Consider the following 19260-nt stretch of genomic DNA (forward strand, 5'->3'; position numbering starts at 1 on the left):
TGTGCGGTTGCGTTTGCGGGAATTGAACGTCTCCGTTCCGGGGATGGTTCCGAAGGCGGACGGCTCAGGACACAAGGTCGCCCGGTTCCCGCCCCGCGCGCCAGGCCAGCAGGTTGTCCAGCGCCCGCAGCGCCATGGCGGTGCGCACCTCCTCGGCGGCGGTGCCCAGATGCGGCAGCAGCACCACGTTTTCCAGCGCGACCAGCGCCGCGGGAACCTGCGGCTCGCGCTCATAGACGTCCAGCCCGGCGCCGGCGATCCTGCCGTCCTGCAGGGCGGCGATCAGCGCCGCCTCGTCCACCACGTCGCCGCGGGCGATGTTGATCAGGAATGCACCCCGCTGCATCGCCGCCAGCTCGGGCGCGCCGATCAGATGCCGGCTGGCGCCGCCGCCGGGCACGGCCAGCACCACGAAATTCGCCTGCGCCAGCACCTCGGGCAGCGGCAGCTGCGTCGCCGGGAACTCCAGCCCCGAGACCACCGAGCGGTTGTGGAACACCACCCGCATCCCGAAGCCGTGATGGCAGCGCCGGGCGATGGCCTGGCCGATGCGGCCCATGCCGACGATGCCCACCGTTGCACCTGAAACGTGGCGGCCCAGCATCTGGGTCGGGTGCCAGCCGGTCCAGCCGCCGGCGCGGACCAGCCGCTCACCCTCACCCGCGCGACGCGCCACCATCAGGATCAGCGCCAGCGCGATATCGGCGGTGGATTCCGTCACCACCTCGGGGGTGTTGCTGACCACGATCCCGGCGGCGCGTGCGGCCGCGACGTCGATGTGGTTGTAGCCGGCGCCGAAATTGGCCAGCATCCTTGCCCGCAAGCCCCCTGCCCCCAGCACCGAGGCGTTGAACGGATCGCCCAGCGTCGGCAGCACCGCATCATAGTCGCGCAGCGCTTCCAGCGCCTCGGCCTCGGTCAGGGGGGTGGTCTCGTCGCGGAAATCGGCGTCGAACTCGGCCGAAATCGCCGCCTCGGCGCGCTCGGTCATCCGCCGTGTCACCAGCAGCCGCATCAGTAAAGCCTCCCCCCATCGGGGACCGGCCGGTCGGGGCCGATCAGGACCACCTCGCCCGCCGCGTCGGGCAGGCCCAGAACCAGCACCTCGGAGCGGACCTTACCAATCTGGCGCGGCGGGAAATTGACCACGGCGAGCACCTGCCGCCCGATCAACTCGGCCGGGTCGTAATGACGGGTGATCTGCGCCGAGCTGCGCTTTTCGCCCAGCTCGCCGAAATCCACCCACAGCTTGATCGCGGGGACCCGCGCCTCGGGGTAGGGCTCGGCGCGGACCACGGTGCCGACGCGGATATCGACGCGGGCGAAATCGTCCCAGGCGATCTGAGAGGTCGCGGCCGCAGCGTCGCTCATTGCCCCAGCTCCCGCCCGCGTGCGGCGGCGGCGGCGACGGTGCGTCTCATCAGCGGCCCCAGCCCGGTGTCCGGGTCCATCAGCTGCGAAAGCCCCGCCGCGGTGGTGCCGGCGGGCGAGGTCACCGCCTCGCGCAGCCGCGCGGGATCGCCGCCCTCGGCCATGGCCAGCGCCCCCGCGCCGGCAACGGTGGCGCGGGCAAGGTCCAGCGCCAGCTCCGCCGGCAGCCCCTCGGCCGCGCCTGCGGCGGCCAGCGTCTCGATCAGGTGGAACACATAGGCCGGGCCCGAGCCAGAGACCGCGGTCACCGCATCCATCTGCGATTCATCCTCCAGCCGCACCACGCGGCCCACGGCCTCCATCAGCGCCTGCGCCAGATCCAGCGCCGCGGCATCGGCCTGCGCATTGCCGACGATGGCGGTGATCCCCTGCCCGATCGCGGCCGGGGTGTTCGGCATCGCCCGCACCACCGCAGCCCCCGGAAAGGCGCGCCCGTAAGCCGCCAGCGTCACCCCCGCGGCGACCGAGATCACCAGCGTCCCGGCAGCGCCCCCAAGCCCCGCCAGCACGTCCCCCATCATCTGCGGCTTGACCGCCAGCACCAGCACCGCCGGGTCCGCAGGCAGCGCCCCGTTGACCGAAACCCCGCGTTCCGCCACCCAGGCGGGGGCATTGGGGTCGACGACATGCACCGCCCCCGGCGCCAGCCCGCGCGCCAGCCAGCCTTGCAACAGCGCGCCGCCCATGCGGCCGCAGCCGACCAGCACCAGCCCGCGCTGGTTCAGATGCGTCAGGTCCATCGGCCCTTCCCCTCCAAGCTTGTTCAGGGCCCAAGGGGTAACGATCCGCGCCGCGCTGTCCAGACCCCGCGGCTTGCCCCGCGCGCCGCGCCGGTCCATCTAGCGGGGATGGACCTGTTCGAAACCGACACCCCCGAAGGAGGGGGCGGCAATGCCCCGGCGCTGAGCGTTTCCGAGCTTTCCGGCGCGGTGAAGCGCGTGATCGAGGGCGAGTTCGGCCGCGTGCGCGTGCGCGGAGAGGTGGGGCGGGTGTCGCGCCCGGCCTCGGGGCACCTCTATTTCGACCTCAAGGACGACAATGCCTGCATCGCCGCGATCTGCTGGCGCGCGCAGGCCGCAAGGCTGGCGCATCGCCCCGAAGAGGGGATGGAGATCATCGCCACCGGCCGGCTGACCACCTATCCCGGCCAGTCGAAATACCAGCTGATCGTTGAGCAGGTCGAGCCCGCGGGCGTGGGCGCGCTGATGGCGATGCTGGAACAGCGCCGCCGGGCGCTGGCGGCCGAGGGGCTGTTCGACCCCGCCCGCAAGCGGCCGATCCCGTTCCTGCCGGGGGTGATCGCGGTGGTGACCTCGCCCTCGGGGGCGGTGATCCGCGACATCCTGCACCGGCTGCGCGACCGCTTTCCCTCGCGGGTGCTGATCTGGCCGGTGGCGGTGCAGGGCAGCGCCTGCGCGCCGCAGGTGGCCGACGCGATCACCCGGCTGAACGCGATCGCGCCGGGCGGGCCGGTGCCGCGTCCCGACCTGATCATCGTCGCCCGCGGCGGCGGCTCGGTCGAGGATCTGTGGGGCTTCAACGACGAAGCGGTGGTCCGCGCGGTGGCGGCGGGGACAATCCCGCTGATCTCGGCGGTGGGCCACGAAACCGACACCACGCTGATCGACCACGCCGCCGACCTGCGCGCGCCCACGCCGACGGCGGCGGCGGAAATGGCTGTGCCGGTGCTGGGTGATCTGGCCGCGCGGCTGACCGAGACACAGGCGCGGCTGCTGCGCAGCGTGCGCGCGCGGATCGAGCTGCCCGCGCAGCGGCTGGGCGATCTCGGCCGCGCGCTGGGGCGGCCGCAGGCGCTGACGGAACCGGCGCGGCAGCGGCTGGACCTGACCGGGCCGCGGCTGGAATCGGCGCTGCGCGGCTTCGTGCGCGACTGCCGCCACCGCGCCGATTCGCTGCATCTGCCGCTGTCGGCGCTGCGCCAGTTCATGGCCAGCCGGCGCGAGGCCCTGACCCGCGCCGGGATGGCGCTGGCGCAGGCCCCCGCGCGCGACCTGCAGCGCCGCCGGGCGGCGCTGCCAGTGCTGCGCCCGGGTGCGGTAAGGGTGGCGCAGATTGCGGCGCAGCGGCGGCTGGCCTCGGCGTCCGCGCGGCTGGACGCGGTGCAGACCCGGACACGGCGCAGCCAGCTGGACGCAAGCGCCCGGCTGGCCGAGGCCGGACGGCGGCTCGACGCGCTGGCCCCGAAGCTGACGGCGGAACGCCGCGCGGCGCTGGAATCCCTCGACCGGCTGCGCCAGACCCTGGGCCATGCCGAGACACTCAAGCGCGGCTTCGCCATCGTGCGCGGCCCCGAGGGGCAGCTGCTCACCTCGGCCGCCGCTGCCGCCAGCGCCGCAGCGCTGGAGCTGGAGTTCCACGACGGCCGGGTTCCGGCGCGCCCCGCGGCCGAGCCTGCGCCCGCGCGCCCTGCACGCGCCAAGCGCCCGAAACCGGACCAGGGCTCGCTGTTCTGACACTCGCCAGGACGGCATCCTTGCGCCCGCGTCGCGGTTGCATGGGTATTTGGACCAGAAAGAAGCCCCTGCCGTTGAGGGGAGAGGGGGTTTCTTTCTGGCCCAAATACCCAATCCGGCCGCGCAATCCTTTGCGGCGCTGCCGGTTTCAGGCGATCTCGCGCGGGCGCAGGGTCAGCCAGATCAGCGCCCCGCCGGCCAGGATCAGGAACGGCACCATCGCCATGTTAACCGCCGACCAGCCCTGCTCGGCGGTGCCGCCGCTACAGCCCATCAGCGCCCCCGAGGACAGCGAGGCCAGGAACACCCCGCCGAACACGATGGTGTCGTTCATGCCCTGCACGCGGCCGCGTTCCTCGGGACGGTGGGCGGCGGTGACCATGGCGGTCGCGCCGATGAAGCCGAAGTTCCAGCCCAGCCCCAGCAGGATCAGCGCCAGGTAGAACTTGTCCAGCGACACCCCGCTGAGCGCCACCGCCCCCGCCGCCGCCAGGATCACCAGCCCGGTCGCGACCACCCGTTCCGCGCCGAAGCGGGTGATCAGGCTGCCGGTGAAGAACGCCGGCGCGAACATCGCGATGATATGCGCCGCCGTCACGTTCGCCGCCTCGGAGGTGCCGAAGCCGCAGCCCACGATCGCCAGCGGCGTCGAGGTCATCACCAGGTTCATCAGCGCATAGGACACCATCGCGCAGATGATCGCGACGGCGATTTCCGGGGTGCGCAGCAGTTCCGCGGTGCTGCGCCCGCCGGCACCGGGGGCATTCGCGCCGCGCCGCTCGGGCACCGGGATCCGCAGCATCGAAAAGATCACCGGCCCCAGCAGGTTCAGCCCGATGATGGCGGCAAAGGTGGTCGCGAAGGGCACGGCCGAGGCTTCCGCGGTGATGCTGGCCAGCTGCGGCCCGATCAGCGCCGAGACCAGCCCCCCCGCCTGCACCAGGCTGATCATGCGCGGCTGCAGCGCCTCGGGCGCCACATCGGCGGCGGCAAAGCGGAAGAACCCCTGCGCCGACATATAGGCGCCAATCAGGGTGCAGCCGAGCGTGAACAGCACGAAGCTGCCCTTCTGCAGCCCGGCAAAGGCCACCCCCGCCCCCAGCGCCGCGACCATGCAGGCCAGGGTGAACCCCAGCCGCCGCCCGTGCCTTGCCATGAACCCCGACAAGAGCCGCGCCGATACTGCCGAACCGAGCATGGTCATCGACACCGGCAGCGTCGCGAAACACGGGTTCGGCGCGATCATCGCACCCGCAAGCCCGGCGGTGATGAACACCATCGACATCTGCGCCCCGATCAGCGCCTGCGCGGTGGTCAGCACCCACAGGTTCGACCAGGCGCGGCGCCGGTTTTCGGGGGTGTCGGCGACCGCGGCGGTCATTTTCCCGCCCCGGCGCCCGGCTCGGCCGCGCCCAGCTCGGCTGCCTGGCGGGCCAGCGCCTCGATCCCCGCCCAGTCGCCCGCGCGCATCATCGCCTCGGGCGCGACCCAGCTGCCGCCGACGCAGAGCACGTTCGGCAGGCTGAGATAGGCGGTGGCGTTCTGCGCCGACACCCCGCCGGTCGGGCAGAAGCCCAGCGCCGGCAGCGGCCCGGCCAGGGCCTTGAGATAACCCGCGCCGCCCGCAGGCCCGGCCGGAAAGAACTTGAGCGCGTCGAACCCGGCCTCTTGCGCCGCCATCGCCTCGGACGCGGTGGCGACGCCGGGCAGCAGCGGCAGCGCCGAATCCGTGCAGGCGGCGGCCAGCGTGGGCGTCAGCCCGGGCGAGACCGCGAACCGCGCCCCGGCCGCGGCGGCGCAGCGCGCGTCCTGCGCGTTCAGCACCGTCCCCGCCCCCACCACCGCACCCGGCACCGCGGCCATGGCGGTGATCGCCGCAAGCGCATCGGGGGTGCGCAGCGTCACCTCGAGCACCGGCAGCCCGCCCGCGACCAGCGCCTGCGCCAGCGGCACCGCCCAAGCGGCGTCCTCGATCACGAGGACCGGAATCACCGGCGCCAGCGCACAGATTTCGCGGATTCGGACGGATTGTTCGGCGGGAGTCATGGCGGGCCTGCTTGCGGACGAAATACCGGCGGACCCTGCGACTATCGGCGGCAAGGTGCAAGGGCGGACGCGCGCGGGGGTGCGGAGGGCAGCCAGGGGCTGTTTCCGGATCCGCCTCCCGTTCCCCCCCAGGGCCGGAGCTCTCCCCCGCCCCCTACTGCGGCCTTCCTCGCTGAAAACGGCCCACCGGACCGTCCGGCGGGAAAACAGCCTTGGGGGCTGTTTTCCGATCCGCCTTCCATTCCGGGCGCTCGAAGGCCCGAGATACCCGAGGCAAGATGAAACAGCCGCGGGGGCTCAGCCGCCCGAGCTGCGGGCGCCTCCGGTCGCGGTGCGCGAGGTGGCGGCGGCGCCGAAGCCGCCGCGTTGCGCAACCTGGGCACGGGTCATCGGCGCCTTGCCGATGGTCGAGGGCGCGCGGTTGAAGGTGGTGGCCGGCACCCTGCCCGCGCCCGAGTTGCTGGCGAAGCTCTGGTTGCCCGAGGGGGTGGAATAGCCGGTCGGGGTGCGCACCATCGGCTGGCTGAAGACGCCGCCGCCCCGCGACAGCATCGAGCCCATCATGTAGCCCACCAGCAGCGGCATGAAGCTGAAGCCGCCGCCCCCGCCCTGTGCGGCCTGTTCGCCGCCGGCAGCCGGGTCGGCCCCGCAGGCGCCGGCGCCGTGTTCCTGCTCGCACAGCTCGCGCGATTCATAGCGCGGCGCGGTTTCCAGATGTTCCTGCGCCGCGGCGGCGAACTGGTTGCGGCAGTCGTCCGCCGTGAACCACAGCCCGTCCGTCTGCGCCGCCGCCAGGCAGCTGTCGAGATCGGGGAAGGCCTGCGCGTCGACCTTGTCCTCTTCGCAGGCGGCCAGCGTCAGCACGGCGGCGCCCGCCAGCATCAGCGCGACATGGCGCGAGCGCTTGCGGCGCGGGGTAGCGGTTTCGGCGAGGTCGGAGGTTGCGGTCATGGCCTTACCCTTCGATGAAATGCGGCTTGAAGCGGGACAGGTTGTGGGTGATGCGGGCGCGGTCCTCGCGCAGCCCCAGCCCCACGCAGTCCTCGCCAACGATCCAGGCGCCCAGCACCGGGTGGAACCCGTCGAACGCGGGCAGCAGCGCCAGCGCCTGCACCACCCGCGGGTGGTGGGAATAGCTGTCGTCGGGGGCGCGACTGGTTTCCCTGCCGCCCTCGACCATCACCACCCCGGCGCCCTCGCGCGAGAAGATCGGCTTGACCACATGGCCGCGCGCCAGCACCGGCCCGGCCGCGGCGATGGCGTCGGCAAAGGGCGTCGCGTCGCCCCGCCGCGCGGCCTCAATATCCGCCTGGAAGAAGGCGGGCAGCAGGTTGGGGTGGTCGGGGAACAGGTGCCACAGCAGCGGCAACAGCCCCTTGTTCGACAGCACCGCCTTCCACGGCGGCTCGATGAAGCGGGTCTGCGAGGGTTGCAGGTTCGGCGCGAACTCGTCGCGCAGCATGTCTTCCCACGGATACAGCTTGAACAGGGTGCCGATCACCCGGTCCTGGTCGTCGGCCAGCTGGCCCTCGTCGGTCAGCCCGATGTCCGACAGCGCGGTGAAATGCGCACCCAGCCCCGCCTCGCGCGCAGCCCAGGCCAGAGCCTCGACGGTGGCGTAATCCTCGGGGTTGTCCTTGTCGGCGGCGAAATGCACGTCCTCGCCGGGGGCGCAGATCGCGGCCCAGCGTTCGACCAGCGCCTCGTGGATGCGGTTGAACTGGTCGGTGCCCGGGCCCAGCACGCCGGCATCGCGGCTTTCCTCGAACCACAGCCACTGGAACGAGGCGGATTCGTACAGCGAGGTCGGGGTGTCGGCGTTGTATTCCAACAGCTTCGCCGGACCGCTGCCGTCATAGGCAAGGTCGAAGCGGCCATAAAGCTCGGGCTCGCCATTGCTCCAGGCGCGTTCGACGAAATCCCAATGCGCGCGGGGAATCTCCAGCCGGGTCAGCCATTCCTCGGACCCCACTGCATGGGCCACCGCCTCGCGGCACATCCCGTGCAGCTCGGTCGACGGGTCCTCGATATCGTCCTCGATCTGGGACAGGGTGAAGCGATAGGCCGAGGTCTCGTCCCAATAGGGCTCGCCGCCCATGTCGGCAAAGGTGAAGCCAAGCTCGGCCGCGCGCTCGCGCCAGCCGGGCCGCTCGGCCAATGGGATCTTCTGCATACGGTCGGTCCTGCCTGTGGTCCCTGCCCCTGTCGTCGCCCCGATGTGGCAAGAGGGGGCGAATGATGCAAGGCGCCGGCGGCTTTTCCGGCCCGGAAACCGGCGCCCGACGGCCGCAAAAATCCGCCGTCCCCGCGCAGCGCGGCGGAAATACCGCTTTACTTCACGCCCATTCTGCCAGACCAATATATGGTATGAGGCAGGCCCAGCACCTCGCGGTATTGTGGGCGCGACAACAGGTTGGGGATAAACCCCGATGTCCGATACAGAGGCGAGCGCAACATGGCCCAGCTGGACCACTTCATCCACAGCGACGAGATCCACCCGATCGACATCGCCGAGATCGTCGCCGCCCGCCGCGCCTGGGACTTCGACCGGCTGGCCGACGACCAGATCGCGATGGCGGTCGAGGGCCAGTGGCGCAACTATTCCCTGACCCTCGCCTGGTCGCCGCGCGAAGAGATGCTGCGGCTGATCTGCAGCTTCGACCTCGACCCGCCGCAGGCGCGGATGCCGGCGCTTTACGAGGTGCTGAACCTGGCCAATGACGAGGTCTGGGACGGCAGCTTCACCTATTGGACGCAGCAGCGGCTGATGGTGTGGCGCTACGGGCTGGTGCTGGCGGGCGAGGCGCTGGCCGGCACCGAGCAGATCGACCACATGATCCGCCGCGCCATCGACTCCTGCGAACGCTTCTACCCGGCCTTCCAGCTGGCCTGCTGGGGCCAGCCCTCGCCGCAAGAGGCGATCGAGATCGCCATGGCCGAGGCCTACGGCCGCGCCTGAGCCGCAGCAAGCGGGGGCCAGCCCCATCGTCGTATACGACGATCCCCCGGGATATTTTCACACCAAAGACAGGGCCGCCGCGGCGCGCCTCTTCTGTCCGCAAATATCCTCGGGGGGAATCGCCGTCAGGCGATGGGGGGCAGACAGCCCCCCTGCGGCAGTTCAGCGATTGACCGCCATGTCGTCGCGGTGGACCAGCGCGGCGCGGATGTTGCCGCCGAGGATCGCGGCGATTTCCTCGCTGCGCCTTCCGGCGATGCGGGCGGCGTCGGTGGAATCGTAGCGCGCCAGCCCCTGCGCCAGCGCCGCGCCCGAGGGGCCGCGGATCAGCACCGGATCGCCGCGGTGAAACACGCCGCTGACCTGCCGCACCCCCGCGGGCAGCAGCGAACGCCCGTTGGCCAGCGCCCTTGCGGCGCCTGCGTCCACCACCAGCTCTCCCCTCGGCTTCATCGCCGCGATCCAGCGCTTGCGGGCGGCCTGCGGGTCGCCCTCGGGCAGGAACCACGTGACCCGCGCGCCCTGCGCCACCGCCGACAGCGGCCGGATCACCGAACCCTCGGCGATCGCCATGGCACAGCCGCCGGACACGGCGGTGCGCGCCGCCATCAGCTTGGTTTTCATCCCGCCCTTGGACAGCCCCGAGACGGGGTCGCCGCCCATCGCCTCGATCTCGGGCGTCAGATGCGCGACCACCGGCAGATGCCGGGCGGCGGGGTCGGTCTTGGGGTTTGCGGTATACAGCCCGTCCACATCCGACAGCAGCAGCAGCTGGTCGGCGCCGCAGGTCACCGCGATCTGCGCGGCCAGCCGGTCGTTGTCGCCATAGCGGATCTCGTCGGTGGCCACGGTGTCGTTCTCGTTCACGATCGGCACCACCCCCAGCCCCAGCAGGGTTTCCACCGTCGCGCGGCTGTTGAGGTAGCGGCGGCGGTTCTCGGTATCTTCCAGCGTCACCAGGATCTGCGCGGTGATCACCCCATGCGGGGCCAGCATCTCCTCATAGGCGCGGGCAAGGCGGATCTGCCCGACCGCCGCCGCCGCCTGGCTTTGTTCCAGCGTCAGCGGCCCCGCCTGCAGGCCCAGCACCCGCCGCCCCAGCGCGATCGAGCCTGAGGAGACCAGCACCACATCGGCCCCGCGCGCGCGCCATTCGGCTACATCCGCACACAAGCCGCGCAGCCAGCCCTCGCGCAGCCCAGCGTCGTCCACCAGCAGCGCGCTGCCGATCTTGACCACCAGCCGCCGGGCCCGGGCGATGTCCGGGGTCGCCACTGCCGCTTCTGCCGCAAGGCTCATGGCCGCCACGGCTCCGCATCGTCGGCCCGGGTGGCACGGGTCGGCTCGATCTGCGCCCACAGCGCGCGCAGCACCTCGGTCACCCCTTCGCGGGACACGCCGGACATGGTCATCACCGGGCCGCCGATCTCGGCCTGCAGCGCGGCCAGACGCTCGGCCCGCGTCTCGTCGTCCAGCGCGTCGATCTTGTTCAGCACGGTGATGCGGGGCTTTTCCGCCAGCACCGGGGAATAGGCGGCCAGCTCGGTCAGGATGGTGCGCGCGTCCGCCGCTACGTCCTCGGACGTGCCGTCGACCAGATGCAGCAGCACGTTGGAACGTTCCACATGGCCCAGGAACTGGTCGCCGAGGCCGCGGCCTTCGCTGGCGCCCTCGATCAGCCCGGGGATGTCAGCCATCACGAACTCATGCCCGTCGACCCCCACCACGCCAAGATTCGGCACCAGCGTGGTAAACGGGTAATCGGCGATCTTGGGGCGCGCATTCGATACCGCCGCCAGAAACGTCGATTTCCCCGCATTCGGCAGCCCCACCAGCCCGGCATCGGCGATCAGCTTCAGCCGCAGCCACAGCGTGTGCTCGACCCCCGGCAGCCCGGGGTTGGCCCGGCGCGGCGCCCGGTTGGTCGAGGTCTTGAAATGCAGGTTACCAAAGCCGCCGTTGCCGCCCTTGGCCAGCAGCACCCGCTGCCCCGGCTCGGTCAGGTCGGCGATGACCGTTTCCTGATCCTCGTCGAGGATCTCGGTCCCGGCCGGCACCTTCAGCACGATGTCGTCGCCGCTGGCGCCGGTGCGCTGGCTGCCCATGCCGTGCTGGCCGGACTTGGCGAAGAAATGCTGCTGGTAGCGGAAATCGATCAGCGTGTTCAGCCCGTCCACCGCCTCGGCCCAGACATCGCCGCCGCGGCCGCCGTCGCCGCCGTCAGGGCCGCCGTATTCGATGAACTTCTCGCGCCGGAAGGACACGCAGCCCGCCCCGCCGCCGCCCGAGCGGATATAGACCTTGGCTAGATCGAGGAACTTCATCGCGGCTTCCCTGGCATGGTCTTGCAGGGATACGCGCGCCGCCCCCCGTTCGCAAGCAGCGGCTCTGGCAGATTCGGGCGGTCCCAAATATCCCGGGGGAGCGCGCAGCGCGGGGGCAGAGCCCCCACCCGACGCGTCCCGCCCTTACAATCCGCGGCCGCTTTACCCACATGCTCGGAATGACCCAGCCCATCGCCTTCGACAATTCCTATGCCCGGCTCGGCCCCGGCTTCTATACGCGGACCGCGCCGACCCCGGTGCCGGGACCGGCGCTGATCGCGGTGAACCAGGGGCTGGCGCGGCGGCTGGGGATCGACCCCGACTGGCTGCGCGGCCCGCAGGGGCTGGCGATGGTGGCGGGCAACGCCGCGCCCCCCGGCGCCGAGCCCATCGCGCAGGCCTATGCCGGCCACCAGTTCGGCGGGCTGTCGCCGCAGCTGGGCGACGGGCGCGCGGTGCTGCTGGGCGAGGTGGTGGCCCCCGACGGGGCGCGCTTCGACCTGCAGCTGAAAGGTTCCGGCCCGACCCCGTTTTCGCGCTGCGGCGATGGGCGGTCGTGGCTGGGTCCGGTGCTGCGCGAATATGCGGTCAGCGAGTTCATGGCCGCCGCCGGCGTCCCCACCACCCGCGCCCTGGCCGCCGCCCTGACCGGCGAGACCGTGTGGCGCGAGGCGCCCCTGCCCGGCGCGGTGCTGACCCGCGTGGCATCCAGCCATATCCGCGTCGGCACATTCGAGTTCTTCGCCATTCGCGGCGACGTGGACCGGCTGCGGGCGCTGGCCGAGCATGTGATCGCCCGCCACTACCCCGAGGCGCAATCCCCCATGCAGCTGCTGGAGCGCGTGGTCGCGGCGCAGGCCGAGACCATCGCGCAATGGATGGCGCTGGGGTTCATCCACGGGGTGATGAACACCGACAACATGGCGGTTTCAGGTGAAACCATCGACTACGGCCCCTGCGCCTTCATGGACGGGTTCCACCCGGACCGCGTGTTTTCATCGATCGACCGGGCCGGGCGCTATGCTTGGTCGGAACAGCCGCATGTGGCGGTGTGGAATCTGGCGCAGCTTGCCTCCTGCCTGCTGCCGCTGATGGGCGACCCCGATGCCGCGGTGCCGCAGGCCACCCGCATCGTCCACGGCTTTCCCGCGCTGTATGACGCCGCCTGGCTGAGGCGCTTCGGCGCCAAGTTGGGGCTGGCCCAACCCGCCGAATCCGACCGGGCGCTGATCGAGCGGCTGCTGGCGCTGATGGCCGCGCAGCAGGCCGATTTCACCCGGGTGTTCCGCGGGCTCGCCACCGGCGCCGCCCGCGACGAGTTCCGCGACCCCGCCCCCTTCGACGCCTGGGCGCAGGACTGGCAGGCGCGCAGCCCCGACCTTGAGCTTGCGGCCGGCGCCAGCCCCGTTCGTATCCCCCGCAACCACCGCATCCAGCAAGCCATCGACGCCGGGCTGGCGGGCGATTTCGCGCCCTTCCACCGGCTGGTCGCGGCGGTGACCCAGCCCTTCGACGACCGCCCGGACTGGGCCGACCTGGCCGATCCGCCCGCGCCGGGACAGGAAGTCCGCGTCACCTATTGCGGCACCTGACCGACCGGGAAAGACCCATGCGCATTCGACTTGCCAGCTACAACCTGCATAAATGCCGCGGCTCGTTCGGCCCGTTTGCGCCCGAACGCAACCTCGACGTGATCGCCGAACTGGGCGCCGATATCGTGGCGCTGCAAGAGGTCGATTTCCGCATGGGCGACCGCCCCGAGGCCCTGCCCCGCCAGCTGATCCAGGCCCGCACCGGGCTGGTGCCGATGCAGCACCGGCGCACCTCGGACCAGTCGCTGGGCTGGCACGGGCAGACCATCCTGCTGCGCCCGGAGCTGGCGGCGGTGGCACGCTCGCGCCCCGTGGCGCTGCCGGGGATCGAGCCGCGCGGCGCGGTGGCGCTGCACCTGCCGGGGCTGACGGTGATGGCGGTGCATCTGGGGCTGATGCGCTCGTCCCGCCGGGCGCAGCTGGCGCGGCTGGCGGCCAAGGCGGGACGGCTGGACGGCGGCTCGGTGGTGCTGACTGGCGATTTCAACGAATGGCACGGCGAACGCGGGCTCGAGGCGCTGACCGACCTGGACGTGATCGCCCCGGGGCGCAGCTGGCCGGCGCTGGCGCCGCAGCTGCGGCTGGACCGGATCGCGGTGTCGCCCGGCGTCACCGTGGCGGCCAGCGGGGTGCTGGACACGCCGCTCGCGCGCATGGCCTCGGACCACCTGCCGATCTGGGCCGACCTGCATGTCACTCGCCCGGCGCTGCCCGACGACCGGCCGCTGCGTGCGGCCGACAATGTTTCCGACTACAACCGCGCGCTGGTTGCGCAAACAGCGGCGGACGGGGTTCCTCCGGGGCGGGCAAGCGGCTAAGACGCGGGCAAATCCCGCCTCTCAGCACAGGACTTGCCCCATGACCGCCATCATCGACATCTTCGCGCGCGAGATCCTCGACAGCCGCGGCAACCCCACGGTCGAGGTCGACGTGACGCTGGAAGACGGCACCATGGGCCGCGCCGCCGTGCCCTCGGGCGCGTCCACCGGCGCGCATGAGGCGGTGGAAAAGCGCGACGGCGACAAGGCGCGCTATCTGGGCAAGGGCGTGCTGGAAGCCGTGGCATCCGTCAACGGCGAGCTGGCCGAGAACCTGATCGGCGAGGACGCGACCGAGCAGCGCGCCATCGACCTGATGATGTGCGAGCTGGACGGCACCCCCAACAAGTCCCGACTGGGCGCGAACGCGATCCTGGGCGTGTCGCTGGCGGTGGCCAAGGCCGCGGCCGACGCGACCTCGCAGCCGCTCTACCGCTATGTCGGCGGCACTGGCGCCCGCATCCTGCCGGTGCCGATGATGAACATCATCAACGGCGGCGAACACGCCGACAACCCCATCGACATCCAGGAATTCATGATCATGCCGGTTTCCGCGGACAATATCCGCGAGGCCGTGCGCATGGGCGCCGAGGTGTTCCACACGCTGAAAAAGGAACTCTCGGCCGCGGGCCTGTCCACCGGCATCGGCGACGAGGGCGGCTTTGCCCCGAACCTGTCCTCGGCCCAAGACGCGCTGGATTTCATCCTGCGGGCGGTGGAAAAGGCCGGCTACAAGCCCGGCGACGACATCATGCTGGCGCTGGACTGCGCCTCGACCGAATATTTCAAGAACGGCCGCTATGAGATGAAGGGCGAGGGCAAGACCCTGACCTCGGCCGAGAACGTCGACTATCTGGCCGCGCTCTGCGCCGATTATCCGATCCTGTCGATCGAGGACGGCTGCGCCGAGGACGACTGGGACGGCTGGCAACTGCTGACCGAGCGGCTGGGCGATCGCGTGCAGCTGGTCGGCGACGACCTGTTCGTGACCAACCCCGCACGGCTGGCCGAAGGCATCGCCAAGGGCTGCGGCAACAGCCTGCTGGTCAAGGTCAACCAGATCGGCACCCTGTCCGAGACCCTGGACGCGGTGATGATGGCCGACCGCGCGGGCTACACCTCGGTGATGTCGCACCGCTCGGGCGAGACCGAGGACGCCACCATCGCCGACCTCGCCGTCGCCACCAACTGCGGCCAGATCAAGACCGGCAGCCTTGCCCGCTCGGACCGGCTGGCCAAATACAACCAGCTGATCCGCATCGAGGAAATGCTGGGCGCCACCGCCGAATACGCCGGCCGCTCGATCCTGCGCGGCTGAACCGCGACGGGGGCGACCGCACGCCGGTCGCCCCCTCCTCCGGCCGTGCCGATTCGCTGCTGCGTCCCTACAGCCCCACCTTCCGTCCTCGGCGGCCCCCGCTCCTTCTTCCTTGCAGAAATATCCCGGGGCTTCCGGGCGCCCGGAATAGGAGGCGGATCAGAAAACAGCTTCCAAGGCTGTTTTCCCGCCGGATGGTCCGGTGGACCGTTTTCAGCGAGGAAGGCCGCGGCAGCGGCCCGGGGCGGTGCCCCGGGCAGGCCGTGGCGCTGGGTCCGCGGCTCTGCCCTCTTGCGAGATATTCCGGGGGCTTTCCGAGCGCCCGCAATGGAAGGCTGTTTTCCCGCCGGATGGTGTAGTGGACCGTTGTCAGCGACGAAGGCCGCGGCCGGCCCGAGGCACCGCCCCCGTCCGACCGCGACGCCGGATCCGCCACGCTGCCCTCTTGCCAGATATTCCAGGCTTCCGAACGCCCGGATAAAAGGCGGATCGGAAACCCCCGCCCACGAGCGTTCCTGCCAGATGGTTAGATGCGCCGTGTCCAGCGCAGAAGGCCGCCCCCCCCCACCTCTGCGGCGAAATGTTGCAGATGGCGGTGGCGTCCGGCGCGGGCAGTGCCTATCTTTCCTTCCGAACAATGCCGAAGGAATGACATGACTGCACTCAGCGATCCGGCGCTTCCCGACCGGCCTCTCGGGGAAGCGATGCGGCGCGGCGCCTCGGGGCGTTGCCCGTCCTGCGGGGACGCGCGGATGTTTTCGGGCTATCTGCGGGTCAAGGACCATTGCAGCGGCTGCGGCGAAGCGCTGCACCACCACCGCGCCGATGACGGGCCGGCCTATCTGACCATCCTCATCGTCTCGCATATCGCCACCGCGCTGCTGCTGGCGATCTACATGATCTACCGCCCCTCGACCGAGCTGCTGGTGGCGACCTTCCTGGGGGGCGCGCTGGTCGCCTCGCTGATCCTGCTGCCGATCATCAAGGGCGGGTTCGTGGGGATGCAATGGGCCAAGCGGATGCACGGATTCGGCGGCCAGCCCGACCGGACCCCCGAACCATGACCGAGGCGCCGCTGCCCCGAAGCCCCGGCGATGCCGGGCTGGCACCCGCTGCCCCGGCCCAAGACACAAAACCCGCCCCCGACCGCATCCGCGACGCCGCCACGGTGATCCTGGTCGACCGCGACCGCGCGGACGGGCCGTCGGTGCTGATGGGGATGCGCGGCGCGGGGGCGGCGTTCATGCCCTCGAAATACGTGTTTCCCGGCGGCGCAGTCGATCCCGGCGACGGCGAGGGCTGCCGCGACGCGCTGTCGGACGCCTGCCGGGCACGGCTGGCGGCGCATCCGGTGACGGCCGCCGCCATCGACCCCGACGCGCTGGCCGGTGCCGCCATGCGCGAGATGGCCGAGGAAACCGGCCTGCAGCTGGCACCCACCGCCGACGATCCGCTGCTGTTCGTGTTCCGCGCGATCACGCCCCCGGGGCGGCCGCGCCGCTTCGACGCGCGGTTCTTCCTGATCGACGCGCGCAACATCGTCGGCGACCGCGAGGATTTCTCGGCCGCCTGCGACGAGCTGAGCCACCTGCATTGGGTGCCGCTGGCCGAGGCACGCGCGCTCGACCTGCCCTTCATCACCGAGGTGGTGCTGGCCGAGATCGCGCAGCTGGTGGCCGAGGCCGGGCCCGGGCCGCTGTCGGTGCCGCTCAGCGTGCCGTTCTTCGACAACCGCAACGCCGAGACGCGGTTCCTTCAGCTGTCCTGATCGCGCATCAGCGCGTCGAGCCGGGCACGTTCCTCGGGCGTCAGCGCCTGCGGGGCGGGCGCAGCCTCGGGGCGGCGGCCGCGCAGGAACAGGAACCCCGCCAGCAGCGCCACCAGCGCCATCAGCGGCCCCGCCCAGTAGAGGATCAGGTTCGCGCCTTCGGGCCGCGGCTCGAACAGCACGTATTCGCCATAGCGCTCGGTCACCGCCTGGATCACCTCGGCATCGCTGTCGCCCTCGACCAGCCGCTCGCGCACGTAAAGCCGCAGGTCGCGGCTGATCGGCGCATTCGATTCGTCGATGTTCTCGCCCTGGCAGACCGGGCAGCGCAGCACCTGCCCGATCAGGCGGGCGCGGTGTTCCAGCGCCGGATCAGCCAGCACCTCGTCGGGCTGCACCGCCCAGGCGCCCTGCGCGATCCCCAGCGCCAGCACCGCCAGCGCCAGCCGCGCGCCCCTCAGCCGCGCGCTCATTCCGCGGCCACCGCGCGCGCGGGTGCGGCCCGGCGAGCCGGCACCGCCACCCGCCAGCGCCGGTCGGTCAGGCTGATCAGCCCGCCCAGCGCCATCAGCCCGCAGCCCAGCCACAGCCAGAAGGCAAAGGGCTTGATGTAGCTGCGCACCGCCCAGCCGCCGCCCTGCTGCGCATCGCCGATCACCAGGTAGATGTCGCCGAACACCGAGGTGCGGATCGAGGCCTCGGTCGTCGGCATCGACTGCACCGGATACACCCGCTTTTCGGGATAGAGCATAGCGACCTGCCGCCCGTTCCGTTCCACCCGCATCGTCGCGGTGGTCGAGATATAGTTCGGCCCCTGCACGTCCGAGACATCGACAAGGGTGATCTGATAGCCGGCAACCTCGAAGCTTTCGCCCTCGCGCGCGACACGGATATCCTCGACCGACCAGGCCATCAGCAGGCTGATGCCGATGAAGGTCACCCCCAGCCCGGCATGGGCCACGACCCGGCCCCAGTCGGCGCGCGGCAGCCGCGCCAGCCGCCCGACCTGCCCGCCGGCGCGCTGCCAGATGTCGACCGCGGCGCCCGCGATCAGCCACGACCCCAGCGCCGCGCCGACCACCGCCAGCCCGCTGTTGCCGGTCGAGACCGCATAGGTCAGCGCCGCCACCGCCACCGCCAAGACCACTGCCGGAACCAGCGTGCGCATGGCGCGACCCAGCTTGCCGCGTTTCCACGGCAGGATGGCGCCGATCGGCAGCACGATGGCCAGCACCACCATGAAAGGGGTGAAGGCCTGGTTGAAGAACGGCGCCCCCACCGACAGCTTGCGGGCCCAGAACATCTCGGCCACCAGCGGCCAGATCGTGCCGATGAACACCACCAGCGAGGCCACGGCCAGCAGCATGTTGTTCAGCAGCAGCGCCCCCTCGCGCGAGACGGGCGAGAACACGCCCTTGGCGGTCATCGCCCCGGCGCGGGCGGCAAACAGCGTCAGCGCCCCCCCCACGAACAGGGCCAGGATCCCGAGGATGAACACCCCGCGCGCCGGGTCGCTGGCAAAGCTGTGGACCGAGGTGATCACGCCGGAACGCACGATGAAGGTGCCGATCAGCGAAAACCCGAATGCGACGATGGCCAGCAGGATGGTCCAGCTTTTCAGGGTCTCGCGCTTTTCCACGACGATGGCGGAATGCAGCAGCGCCGCGGCGAACAGCCAGGGCATGAAGCTGGCGTTTTCGACCGGGTCCCAGAACCAGAACCCGCCCCAGCCCAGCTCGTAATAGGCCCACCACGACCCCAGCGCGATGCCGATGGTCAGGAATACCCAGGCCGCCAGCGTCCACGGCCGCACCCAGCGCGCCCAGGCGGCGTCCACCCGCCCCTCGATCAGCGCGGCCACCGCAAAGCTGAAGGACATCGAAAGCCCGACATAGCCGAGGTAGAGGAACGGCGGATGGAACGCCAACCCGGGGTCCTGCAGCAGCGGGTTCAGGTCGCGCCCGTCAAAGGCCGGCAGCGGCATCCGCACGAAGGGGTTCGAGGTGAAGATGATGAATGCCAGGAACGCCGCCCCGATCGCGCCCTGCACCGACAGCACCCTTGCCCGCAGCCCGGGCGGCAGATGTTCGCCGAACACCGCCGCGGCGGCCCCGAACAGCGCCAGGATCAGCACCCACAGCAGCATCGAGCCTTCGTGGTTCCCCCAGACGCCGGTGATCTTGTAGAGCATCGGCTTGGCCGAGTGGCTGTTTTCATAGACCAGCGCCACGCTGAAATCCGAGGTGACGAAGGACCAGGTCAGCGCCGCGAAGGCGATGGCCAGCAGCCCGAACTGCGCGACCGCGGCGGGGCGGGCGCTGTCCATCCAGGCGGCATGGCCGCGCGCGGCCCCCAGCATCGGCACGACAGTCTGGAACAGCGCGATTCCCAGCGCGAGGATCAGCGCGAAATGCCCGGTTTCGGCAATCATACGGAAAAACCCCCAACGTAGGAACCGGGGGTTACAGTAAGCCCTGCGCGGCCGCGCGACCAGCCCCGCCTGCGGGGCCGGTTGTCACAGCCCCGTCAA

The 19260-nt window shown here is 71.1% G+C and carries 18 protein-coding genes; 7 read left to right on the forward strand and 11 right to left on the reverse strand.

Going from position 1 to position 19260, the window contains the following annotated elements; all coding sequences use genetic code 11:
- Window positions 1–64: 64 nt before the first annotated feature.
- From RSP45_RS06185 to proC, 3 genes are read right to left on the reverse strand one after another with little or no spacing between them, the layout of a single operon-like run.
- On the reverse strand, window positions 65–1015 hold the full coding sequence (locus RSP45_RS06185) for a 2-hydroxyacid dehydrogenase (RefSeq protein WP_415393642.1): 951 nt from the start codon (window positions 1013–1015) through the stop codon (window positions 65–67).
- Window positions 1015–1371 carry a tRNA-binding protein gene (locus tag RSP45_RS06190; protein WP_415393643.1) on the reverse strand — a complete coding sequence of 119 codons (357 nt, stop codon included), beginning with the start codon at window positions 1369–1371 and terminating at the stop codon, window positions 1015–1017. Before RSP45_RS06190 ends, RSP45_RS06185 begins: the two co-directional genes overlap by 1 nt.
- Window positions 1368–2171 (reverse strand): pyrroline-5-carboxylate reductase, encoded by an 804-nt coding sequence (gene proC, locus RSP45_RS06195; RefSeq protein WP_415393644.1) that lies wholly within the window; start codon window positions 2169–2171, stop codon window positions 1368–1370. The genes RSP45_RS06190 and proC overlap by 4 nt, the downstream gene beginning before the upstream one ends.
- 108 nt (window positions 2172–2279) lie before the next feature.
- Between proC and xseA the strand changes: the two genes are divergently transcribed.
- Window positions 2280–3905, forward strand: a complete 1626-nt coding sequence (gene xseA / locus RSP45_RS06200) for an exodeoxyribonuclease VII large subunit (protein ID WP_415393645.1) — start codon at window positions 2280–2282, stop codon at window positions 3903–3905.
- A 148-nt stretch (window positions 3906–4053) separates the two neighbouring features.
- On the opposite strand, the gene RSP45_RS06205 is transcribed toward xseA, so the two are convergent.
- The 4 genes from RSP45_RS06205 to RSP45_RS06220 all read right to left on the reverse strand — a co-directional run bounded on the left by RSP45_RS06205 (window position 4054) and on the right by RSP45_RS06220 (window position 8124).
- Complete coding sequence (locus RSP45_RS06205; protein ID WP_415393646.1) at window positions 4054–5286, reverse strand: MFS transporter; 1233 nt, start codon at window positions 5284–5286, stop codon at window positions 4054–4056.
- Window positions 5283–5951 (reverse strand): bifunctional 4-hydroxy-2-oxoglutarate aldolase/2-dehydro-3-deoxy-phosphogluconate aldolase, encoded by a 669-nt coding sequence (gene eda, locus RSP45_RS06210; RefSeq protein WP_415393647.1) that lies wholly within the window; start codon window positions 5949–5951, stop codon window positions 5283–5285. The genes RSP45_RS06205 and eda overlap by 4 nt, the downstream gene beginning before the upstream one ends.
- Before the next feature lie 297 nt (window positions 5952–6248).
- Complete coding sequence (locus tag RSP45_RS06215) at window positions 6249–6902, reverse strand: DUF1190 domain-containing protein (protein ID WP_415393648.1); 654 nt, start codon at window positions 6900–6902, stop codon at window positions 6249–6251.
- 4 nt (window positions 6903–6906) lie between these two features.
- Window positions 6907–8124, reverse strand: coding sequence for a glutathionylspermidine synthase family protein (locus tag RSP45_RS06220; RefSeq protein WP_415393649.1), 1218 nt, complete (start codon window positions 8122–8124; stop codon window positions 6907–6909).
- Window positions 8125–8406: 282 nt separating this feature from the next.
- Between RSP45_RS06220 and RSP45_RS06225 the strand changes: the two genes are divergently transcribed.
- Window positions 8407–8910: a YbjN domain-containing protein gene (locus tag RSP45_RS06225; RefSeq protein ID WP_415393650.1), complete on the forward strand. Its 504-nt coding sequence runs from the start codon at window positions 8407–8409 to the stop codon at window positions 8908–8910.
- Window positions 8911–9072: 162 nt separating this feature from the next.
- Here RSP45_RS06225 and proB read toward each other — a convergent pair whose 3' ends face one another.
- Together proB and obgE are read right to left on the reverse strand one after the other, a co-directional pair.
- Window positions 9073–10209 carry a glutamate 5-kinase gene (gene proB, locus RSP45_RS06230; protein ID WP_415393651.1) on the reverse strand — a complete coding sequence of 379 codons (1137 nt, stop codon included), beginning with the start codon at window positions 10207–10209 and terminating at the stop codon, window positions 9073–9075.
- Window positions 10206–11234: a GTPase ObgE gene (gene obgE, locus RSP45_RS06235; protein WP_415393652.1), complete on the reverse strand. Its 1029-nt coding sequence runs from the start codon at window positions 11232–11234 to the stop codon at window positions 10206–10208. Before obgE ends, proB begins: the two co-directional genes overlap by 4 nt.
- 179 nt (window positions 11235–11413) lie before the next feature.
- Here obgE and RSP45_RS06240 point away from each other — a divergent pair, with 179 nt between their 5' ends.
- From RSP45_RS06240 to RSP45_RS06260, 5 genes are all read left to right on the forward strand, one after another.
- The gene (locus RSP45_RS06240; RefSeq protein WP_415393653.1) at window positions 11414–12826 is read left to right on the forward strand and encodes a protein adenylyltransferase SelO; all 1413 of its coding nucleotides are present in this window, start codon (window positions 11414–11416) and stop codon (window positions 12824–12826) included.
- A 17-nt stretch (window positions 12827–12843) separates the two neighbouring features.
- Window positions 12844–13644 (forward strand): endonuclease/exonuclease/phosphatase family protein, encoded by an 801-nt coding sequence (locus tag RSP45_RS06245; protein ID WP_303730793.1) that lies wholly within the window; start codon window positions 12844–12846, stop codon window positions 13642–13644.
- A gap of 40 nt (window positions 13645–13684) precedes the next feature.
- On the forward strand, window positions 13685–14962 hold the full coding sequence (gene eno, locus RSP45_RS06250) for a phosphopyruvate hydratase (protein ID WP_415393654.1): 1278 nt from the start codon (window positions 13685–13687) through the stop codon (window positions 14960–14962).
- A gap of 653 nt (window positions 14963–15615) precedes the next feature.
- On the forward strand, window positions 15616–16026 hold the full coding sequence (locus RSP45_RS06255) for a DUF983 domain-containing protein (RefSeq protein ID WP_415393655.1): 411 nt from the start codon (window positions 15616–15618) through the stop codon (window positions 16024–16026).
- Window positions 16023–16730, forward strand: a complete 708-nt coding sequence (locus tag RSP45_RS06260) for an NUDIX hydrolase (RefSeq protein ID WP_415393656.1) — start codon at window positions 16023–16025, stop codon at window positions 16728–16730. The genes RSP45_RS06255 and RSP45_RS06260 overlap by 4 nt, the downstream gene beginning before the upstream one ends.
- Here RSP45_RS06260 and RSP45_RS06265 read toward each other — a convergent pair.
- Entirely contained in the window at window positions 16718–17203 is a 486-nt protein-coding gene (locus tag RSP45_RS06265; RefSeq protein ID WP_324327125.1) for a cytochrome c-type biogenesis protein, read from the reverse strand. The genes RSP45_RS06260 and RSP45_RS06265 overlap by 13 nt on opposite strands.
- Window positions 17200–19161, reverse strand: a complete 1962-nt coding sequence (locus RSP45_RS06270) for a heme lyase CcmF/NrfE family subunit (protein ID WP_415393657.1) — start codon at window positions 19159–19161, stop codon at window positions 17200–17202. Before RSP45_RS06270 ends, RSP45_RS06265 begins: the two co-directional genes overlap by 4 nt.
- Between the last annotated feature and the right edge of the window lie 99 nt (window positions 19162–19260).

This window comes from Paracoccus sp. SJTW-4, from assembly GCF_047716885.1.
GTDB classification, from domain to species: domain Bacteria; phylum Pseudomonadota; class Alphaproteobacteria; order Rhodobacterales; family Rhodobacteraceae; genus Paracoccus; species Paracoccus solventivorans.